The following is a 6,993-nucleotide window of genomic DNA, read 5'->3' on the forward strand; positions in this document are numbered from 1 at the left end:
GCCCGGCCAGGGCCGGCAGCCAGGGGACGGCCGGGACGCGGAAGGGCCGCCGCCATTCGGGATGGCGGCGGCGCAGGACGATGACGCCCAGCGAGACGAGAAAGAAGGCGGCCAGGGTGCCGATGTTGGCCAGCCGCGCCACCTCTCCCACCGGGAGCAGGCCGGCCAGCAGGGTGACCGCCAGCCCCGTCAGCAGCGTCACGCGGTAGGGCGTGCGGAAGCGGGGGTGAAGCCGGGCGAAGCCGGCGGGAAGCAGGCCGTCCCGGGCCATGGCGAAGAAGATGCGGCTCTGGCCGAAGACGTTGACCAGGAGGACGCTGGTCAGGCCGGCCAGGGCCCCCACCGAGACCGCCGCCGCCCCCCAGCGTACCCCCACGTCCAGGAGCGCCGTGGCCACCGGCGAGGCGGTGTCCAGCCTCCGGTAGGGCACCAGCAGCGTCAGCAGCGCCGAGACGGCCACGTAGAGCGCCGTGGAGACGCCCAGCGAGGCCAGGATGCCCCGCGGCAGGTCGCGCGCCGGCTCCCTCACCTCCTCGGCCGCCGTCGAGACCGCGTCGAAGCCGATATAGGCGAAGAAGATGATGGCCGCGCCGTGGAAGACGCCGGGCAGCCCGTAGGGCAGGAAGGGCCGCCAGTGGACCAGCCGCGCGTGGATGGAGCCGGCGGCCAGAAAGACGGCGATCACCGCCAGCTTGATCATCACCACGAGGTCGTTGACCCGTTCCCCCTGGCGGGTCCCGCGGACCAGCAAGGCGGTTACGGCCAGCGTCACCGCCATGGCGGGGAGGTTCAACCCGCGCGCCTGCCCCGGCGCAGCCAGGAGGGGCGAGGTGGCCCAGGCCGGCAGCCGCAGGCCGGCCGAGGCCAGCAGGTCGCGCAGGTAGCTGGACCAGCCGATGGCGACCGCGGCGGCCGCCACCACGTACTCCAGGATCAGGTCCCAGCCGATCACCCAGGCCACGATCTCGCCCAGCGCCGTGTAGGCATAGGTATAGGCGCTCCCCGCGATCGGCAGCATGGAGGCGAGCTCCGCATAACAGAGGGCGGCCAGGGCGGCCACCGTCCCGGAGACGAGGAAGGAGAGGACGATCCCCGGACCCGCGTAGCGCGCCGCGCCCACGCCGGTCAGGACGAAGATGCCGGTGCCGATGATGGCCCCGATGCCGAAGAGGGCGAGCTCCGGCGCCCCCAGGGTGCGGCGCAGGCGGGGGCCGGACTCGGCCTCGCGCAGGGCCAGTTCCGGCGGTTTGCGGCGGAAGAGCGGTCGGAGGTCCATGGCCTTCTTACGGTCTCCGACCTCCCCCGCGCTATGCGGCCGGTACGGCGGTGCAGGAGATGCGGCCGCCGGACCGGAATGAAGGGAGCAAGCGGAGGTGCCCTGTTGAACCCTTCGTCGAAGCCGGAACGCCGGATCGAACTGAGCTGGCAGGACGTGGAGCGGCTGGTCCTCGACCTCAAGCCCAAACTACTCGAGGCGGGCCCCTTCGACGCCATCCTCTGCGTCACACGCGGGGGCCTCATCCCGGCCGGGCTCCTCTCGGAGCTGCTCGACCTGCGGAACGTGATGGCGGCCTCCGTGGTCTTCTTCTGCGGCCCCTGGCAGACCGAGCGACGACCGCTCTTCTGGCAGTTCCCCTCGGGGGACGACCTCCGCGGCAAGCGCCTCCTGGTGGTGGACGACGTCTGGGCGGACGGCGAGCTGCCCATGGCGGTCAAGACCCGCGCCATCGCCGCCGGCGCCCGCCCCTCGGTCGTCGTCCTCCACTACCGGCGCAGCCTCAGCCACTTCCCCAACGACGGTCCCGACTTCTTCGCCGCGGAGACGGACGACTGGCTGGTCTACCCCTGGGAGCGGCTGACCGGTTGAGCGGGCGGATAGAGCCCGGCGCCTGGGGCGGCGACCCGCGAGGAGGTGATTCCCTCTGGCCTCTCTCCTCCACCTGGTGCGGGCCGTCCACGGGCTCGCACTGGGCGATCTGGTCATGCTCCTCGGACTGGTCCGCCTGGTCTGGCTCCTGGGAGGGGGCCGTTGGGCGGGCGACCGCCTGCTGGGCCGTCTCTTCGTCGGCCTGGCCGACCTGATGGCGCTCTTCGGGCTTCTCCGGCTCCTGTTCGCGCCGCCGGCAGGCTACGCCTGGTTCCACCCGCTCCTCATGGTGGCCGGCTTGGGGCTCCTCCACGCCGGGCAGGGACGCTGGGCCGCGGGCGCCTCGCGGCCCGGCGCCTGGCTCCTCGTCGGCGGCTACTTCCTGCTGGCGGCAGGCTACGTGCTCATCCTGCGGCTGGAGGGCGCCGCCTAGGCAAACCGTACGCCGGACGCCCGCCGCGCGCCCCGGCGGGCGTCCGTGCCCGGAGGCTGCGCCGCTAGGCGCGGGGTGCGCCCTTTTCGGCCGGATCCCTTCCCGTCCCGCTCCCGTCCGCCGCGGCGGGCGGCTGGGCGGGGCCGCCCTGGCCGCCTCCATCCGCCGAGACGGCGGACCGGAACTCGCGCATGCTCTGGCCCAGCGAGCGTCCCAGCTCGGGGAGCCTGCCTGGCCCGAAGAGGACCAGGGCGATGGCGAGGAGGATCAGGAGGTGCCATGGCGTCAGAAGCTCGCGTGCCCACATGGTCTCGTTCACCTCGCTGGCGGGGCCGGGAGGCCGGGCCGGCCCGGGCGGAGCAGGCGGCCTCTCTCCGCCCCCGCACGACGGCCGTATCGTAGCCGTGCGGGTGACCGGCCGCTATCGCCCGGAATGGTGAGGCAGCCGGGCGTGTGGCAGATCGTCGGCCCGTGCCGGCGCGAGCCGGCCACCGAGGCGACAGGGGGTGGGTCTTGCCGTGGAGACCGGATGGACGAGCCAGGACCTGGCGCTGATCGAGGCGGCGCGCGAGATCATCCGCCGCCGCTACCGCCACGGTTGGCACCACGTGGGCGCCGCCGTCCGCGCCCGCTCGGGGAGGGTGTACGCCGCGGTCCACCTCGAGGCCTACGTGGGGCGCGCGGCGGTCTGCGCCGAGGCGGTGGCCCTCGGCATGGCCGTCGCCGCCGGAGAGGAGGCCGTCGAGGCGGTGGTGGCCGTGCGCCATCCGGCTCCCGGCGAGCCCGACCGGGAGATCCGGGTGGTCTCCCCGTGCGGCCTCTGCCGCGAGCTGATCAGCGACTACAGCCCCGACGCCGCGGTCCTCTTCACCGAAGGCGGCCTGCCGCGGAGGGCCGCGGTCCGCGAGCTGCTCCCCGCCAGGTACAGCCGCGGCCGGGAGCCTTAGCCGGCCGGTTCAGAGGAACTCGCGCACGTCCCGGAAGCGCGGGTGGAGGGCGACGTTGAGGGCGGCCGCCAGCACCTTGGCGAGGTCGTCCACCAGGAGGTCCACTTCCTTGGGTGTCACCATCAGGTCGCCGGCGGCCGGGTCGACCACGCTCTCCACCACCTGCCGCTTGCGTGCCTCGTCCCAGGCGGGCGGCGCCGCGGAGGCGCGCGAGGCGCGGCGGGGGAGCGGGTCGGCTGCCGCCTCCTGGAGCGTCCTCTCCAGCGTCTCCAGGGCGATGGAGAAGGCGCGCACCACCATGGGGACGCCGACGGCCACCACCGGCACCCCCAGCCGCTCACGCGTGATCGGCTCGCGCGCGTTGCCGATGCCCGAGCCCGGCTCGATGCCGCTGTCGGCGATCTGGACCGTGGTGGCCAGGCGCTCCAGCGAGCCGGCCGCCAGGGCGTCGACGACCACCAGCGCGTCGGGCCGGATGCGCTCGGCCACGCCCAGGATGACCTCGCTGGTCTCGATGCCGGTGGTGCCCAGCACCCCCGGGGCGAGCGCGGCCACGCTGCGCATGCCGTCGCGGACCTCGGGCGGGTAGCTGGACTCGATGCCTCGGGTCACCAGCAGCTCGCGGACGACGCGCGGGCCCAGCGCGTCGGGGGTGGCCTGGGCGTTGCCCAGCCCGACCACGAAGACCGTGGCCTGCTCTTCGAGAGGAAGCAGGCTGCGCAGCTCCTCGGCGGTGATCCGCGCCACCGCCTCCTGGATGGCGGGGTTGCGCGCGCGCAGCTCGGCCGCCTCGATGGTGGTGTAGGTGCCCGGCGGCTTGCCGATGCGCCGCGCCGCGGCGGCGTCGCGGACGCGGACGCGGCGGAGATGAACGTGGCCGCGCTCCTCTTCCTGGACCTCGATCCCCTCGTCCCGGCCTTCGCGCGCCAGACGGTCGCGCGCCTCCACGGCCAGGTCGGTGCGGATCTGGCCGAGAAGGCCGAGGCCCTCCAGGGGAGCCTCTCCCATCCGACTCACCCTTTCGGGAAGATAACCGCGGGGGGCCGGGAGCATGCGGATCGTCGCGGGCGAGTGGCGAGGCCGTCGTCTGGCCCGCCCGGCGCCGGCCACGCGGCCGACTTCGGAGCGGGTGCGCGAGGCCGTCTTCGACCTGCTCGAGGCGCGGCGTCCGCCGGCGGCGGCCGTCCTCGACCTCTTCGCGGGCACCGGCGCCCTGGCGCTGGAGGCTCTCAGCCGCGGAGCCGGGCGGGCCGTTCTGGTGGAGGGCGACGCGGCCGCCGCCCGCGTGGTGCGGCGCAACATCGCCCTCTGCGGGGCGGAGGGGCGGGCCCGCCTGCTGGCCATGGACTGGCGCCGGGCGCTGGACCGCCTGGAGCGGGAGGGCGAGCGCTTCGGCCTGGTCTTTCTCGATCCGCCCTACGGGCGCGGTCTCCTGGAGGAAGCCCTGCGCCGGCTGGACGGGGAGGGCGCGGCGCCTTTGCTCGAGCCCGGTGCGCTGCTGGTGGCGGAGCGGGCGCGAGGGGAGGAGTTGCCCCAAGGGGTCGGAAGCTTTATTCGGTTGGACGAACGACGATATGGCGAGACGGTGGTGGCGATCCTGACCCGCGGCTGACCCGCCCGGCGGCGCGGGAGGACGGCTGGGAGGTGCGGCATGCCCAAGGCGCTCTGCCCCGGAAGCTTCGACCCGCTGACCTACGGGCACCTCGACGTGATCGAGCGCGCCGCCCGGGTCTTCGAACAGGTTTACGTCACCATCTTCCAGAACGACGCCAAGGCGCCGCTCTTCACCGTGGAAGAGCGGCTGGAGATGTGCCGGGAGGCGGTGGCCCACCTCCCCAACGTGACGGTTGACGCCTACCACGGCCTTCTGGTGGAGTATGCCAGGAAGCAGGGCGTCGGCATCGTGGTCAAGGGGCTTCGCGCCGTCTCCGACTTCGAATACGAGTTCCAGATGGCCCAGATGAACCGCCGACTAGACGCAGAACTGGAGACCTTCTTCATCATCGCCCGTCCCGAGCACGCCTACCTGAGCTCGAGCATCGTCAAGACCATCGCCCGCTTCGGAGGTTCGGTCAGCGGCCTGGTGCCGCCCCACGTGGAGAGCCGGCTGCTGGGCAAATTCGGAAGGAGCGTCTGACCGTGGAAGAGGATCCCCTCGCCATCCTGGACGAGCTGGAACAGCTGCTCAGCGAGGCCGGTCACGTCCCCCTCACCGGCAGGCTGATGGTCGACGAGGAGGCGGTCTTCGGTCTCCTGGACCGACTGCGCGAGGCGCTGCCGGAGGCGCTCCGCCAGGCGCAGCGCGTGATGCGCGAGCGCGACCGGATCGTCGCCCAGGCCCGCGAGGAGGCCGAGGCGGTGGTGCGCGAGGCGCAGGTCTACGCCGAGAAGCTGGTGCGCGAGTCGGCCATCACCCAGCGCGCCCAGGAAGAGGCCAACCGCATCGTCGAGGAGGCGCGCGCGGTCAGCCGCGAGGTCCGCCTGGGCGCGCGGGAGTACGCCGACGACCTCCTGGCCAAGGTGGAGCGGAACCTGCAGCGCTCGCTGGAGATCGTCGGCCAGGCGCGGGCCGAACTGGCCCCGCCCGCGGAGGCCGCGGCCGCCGCCGAGGAGGCGACCGGCGAGGCGCAGGCGCGCTCCGCGGGGCGGACCGCCGGCGGACGGGCCGAGGGCGGTCCGGCGGGCGCGGCGCCGGGCGAGAACTCCCGGCGCTGAGCCGACGGGGCCGGGGGCCTCCGGGCGCCGGGCGGAGGCGGCTCGCTGGCGCGCGGCGGCGGCCGTAGAATGAGATGGCGGCCGTCGGCGGCGACGCCCGCGAGGCGGAGCCCTTTCCGGCAGGGCCGCCCGGGAGGCGGATCGGTTGGATCTCATCACCCCTTGGCACCTACTGGTCATTCTGATCATCGCCCTGATCGTCTTCGGACCGCGGCGGCTGCCCGAGCTGGGCCGCTCGCTGGGTGACGCCATCCGCGAGTTCCGCAGCGCCACCAGCAACGCCATCAACGCCGCCGGCGAGGCGTCGCGGCCCGCCGCAACAGAGAAGGGCGCCGGCCAGGAGAAGGGCGGCGAGGCGGCCGGCACGCACGAGCGGCAGGGCGCGGACGAGGCCGCCGGGCCGGCGAAGGAGTCCTAGCGGAGCCGGGCGGGGGCGGCGGGGAGAGGGCGGGCGGCGCGCGGAGGCGGGGCCGCCCGTCGCGGCCGCAAAGGCCGCGCGGTGAGGTCCGGCCTTTCCTCGGCGGCCTCCTGGACTCCGCAGCGTGCCACAGCCTGGAATCGCCCCTTGCTTCTCCCGGGCCTCAATCCGACAAGCGCCATCGGGGGACCGGGTGACCTCGGCCGCGACGCTTTCCCGGCGGTCTTGGTCACCCGCCCTGCCGCCGGGGCGGGGGTGCTTTCGCACATGCTCCCCATGGCGATCCACGTCGACCCCGCCAGGCACGACATCGACGAGATCGGCAGACCATCGAGCAGCCGCCCACCCGGCCTTTCGCCACCTCCTGCGCGAACTTCCGCAAAGGGAGGACGCGCGGGAAGGGAGGCCGGCGCCTGCCCTCTACCTTGGCGCAGAGCAGTGCCTACCGGCTGCCGCCCGGGGCGGTCGCAGCCGAGCCTCCCGCTCCGGGGGCGGCCGCGTCCGGCAGATCCTTCAGGCCGGTTCCCGCGAAGAGTTCGGCCACCAGGCTCTGGATGGCCTGGGGGTGGGGGAGGAGGACGTCGGCGCCGCCGGGGGTGACCCAGTTGCTGAC

The 6,993-nt window shown here is 74.0% G+C and carries 10 protein-coding genes; 7 read left to right on the top strand and 3 right to left on the bottom strand.

Translation table 11 applies throughout. The annotated features are described in order from the left end of the window. Positions 1-1,276, bottom strand: a 1,276-nt coding sequence (locus K6U79_10315; GenBank protein ID MCL6522745.1) for an amino acid permease, incomplete at its 3' end; no start/stop codon positions are given. Between the two features lie 135 nt (positions 1,277-1,411). Here K6U79_10315 and K6U79_10320 point away from each other — a divergent pair. Next, entirely contained in the window at positions 1,412-1,867 is a 456-nt protein-coding gene (locus K6U79_10320; GenBank protein MCL6522746.1) for a phosphoribosyltransferase, read from the top strand. 115 nt (positions 1,868-1,982) lie between these two features. After that, a complete protein-coding gene (locus K6U79_10325; GenBank protein ID MCL6522747.1) occupies positions 1,983-2,300 on the top strand; it encodes a hypothetical protein in 318 nt (105 codons plus the stop codon). Positions 2,301-2,364: 64 nt separating this feature from the next. Here K6U79_10325 and K6U79_10330 read toward each other — a convergent pair whose 3' ends face one another. Continuing rightward, positions 2,365-2,607, bottom strand: a complete 243-nt coding sequence (locus tag K6U79_10330) for a twin-arginine translocase TatA/TatE family subunit (GenBank protein MCL6522748.1) — start codon at positions 2,605-2,607, stop codon at positions 2,365-2,367. A gap of 211 nt (positions 2,608-2,818) precedes the next feature. Here K6U79_10330 and K6U79_10335 point away from each other — a divergent pair, with 211 nt between their 5' ends. After that, positions 2,819-3,247, top strand: coding sequence for a cytidine deaminase (locus K6U79_10335; GenBank protein MCL6522749.1), 429 nt, complete (start codon positions 2,819-2,821; stop codon positions 3,245-3,247). A gap of 9 nt (positions 3,248-3,256) precedes the next feature. Here K6U79_10335 and gpr read toward each other — a convergent pair whose 3' ends face one another. After that, the gene (gene gpr / locus K6U79_10340; protein MCL6522750.1) at positions 3,257-4,255 is read right to left on the bottom strand and encodes a GPR endopeptidase; all 999 of its coding nucleotides are present in this window, start codon (positions 4,253-4,255) and stop codon (positions 3,257-3,259) included. A 43-nt stretch (positions 4,256-4,298) separates the two neighbouring features. On the opposite strand from gpr, the gene rsmD reads away from it, so the two are divergent. The 4 genes from rsmD (at position 4,299) to K6U79_10360 (ending at position 6,380) form a co-directional block, all read left to right on the top strand. Next, entirely contained in the window at positions 4,299-4,859 is a 561-nt protein-coding gene (rsmD, locus tag K6U79_10345) for a 16S rRNA (guanine(966)-N(2))-methyltransferase RsmD (protein ID MCL6522751.1), read from the top strand. Between the two features lie 39 nt (positions 4,860-4,898). Further along, on the top strand, positions 4,899-5,384 hold the full coding sequence (coaD, locus tag K6U79_10350; GenBank protein MCL6522752.1) for a pantetheine-phosphate adenylyltransferase: 486 nt from the start codon (positions 4,899-4,901) through the stop codon (positions 5,382-5,384). A 2-nt stretch (positions 5,385-5,386) separates the two neighbouring features. Continuing rightward, on the top strand, positions 5,387-5,962 hold the full coding sequence (locus K6U79_10355; protein ID MCL6522753.1) for a hypothetical protein: 576 nt from the start codon (positions 5,387-5,389) through the stop codon (positions 5,960-5,962). Positions 5,963-6,107: 145 nt separating this feature from the next. Continuing rightward, complete coding sequence (locus tag K6U79_10360) at positions 6,108-6,380, top strand: twin-arginine translocase TatA/TatE family subunit (GenBank protein ID MCL6522754.1); 273 nt, start codon at positions 6,108-6,110, stop codon at positions 6,378-6,380. The last annotated feature ends 613 nt before the right edge of the window (positions 6,381-6,993 follow it).

Source organism: Bacillota bacterium (genome assembly GCA_023511835.1).
GTDB lineage: Bacteria > Bacillota > Sulfobacillia > JAIMAT01 > JAIMAT01 > JAIMAT01.

Bases quoted from the DNA above. Each gene is read 5' to 3' on its own strand.
- gpr (MCL6522750.1), bottom strand. From the start codon at position 4,255: ATGGGAGAGGCTCCCCTGGAGGGCCTCGGCCTTCTCGGCCAGATCCGC.
- K6U79_10325 (MCL6522747.1), top strand. From the start codon at position 1,983: ATGCTCCTCGGACTGGTCCGCCTGGTCTGGCTCCTGGGAGGGGGCCGT.
- K6U79_10330 (MCL6522748.1), bottom strand. From the start codon at position 2,607: ATGTGGGCACGCGAGCTTCTGACGCCATGGCACCTCCTGATCCTCCTC.
- rsmD (MCL6522751.1), top strand. From the start codon at position 4,299: ATGCGGATCGTCGCGGGCGAGTGGCGAGGCCGTCGTCTGGCCCGCCCG.
- coaD (MCL6522752.1), top strand. From the start codon at position 4,899: ATGCCCAAGGCGCTCTGCCCCGGAAGCTTCGACCCGCTGACCTACGGG.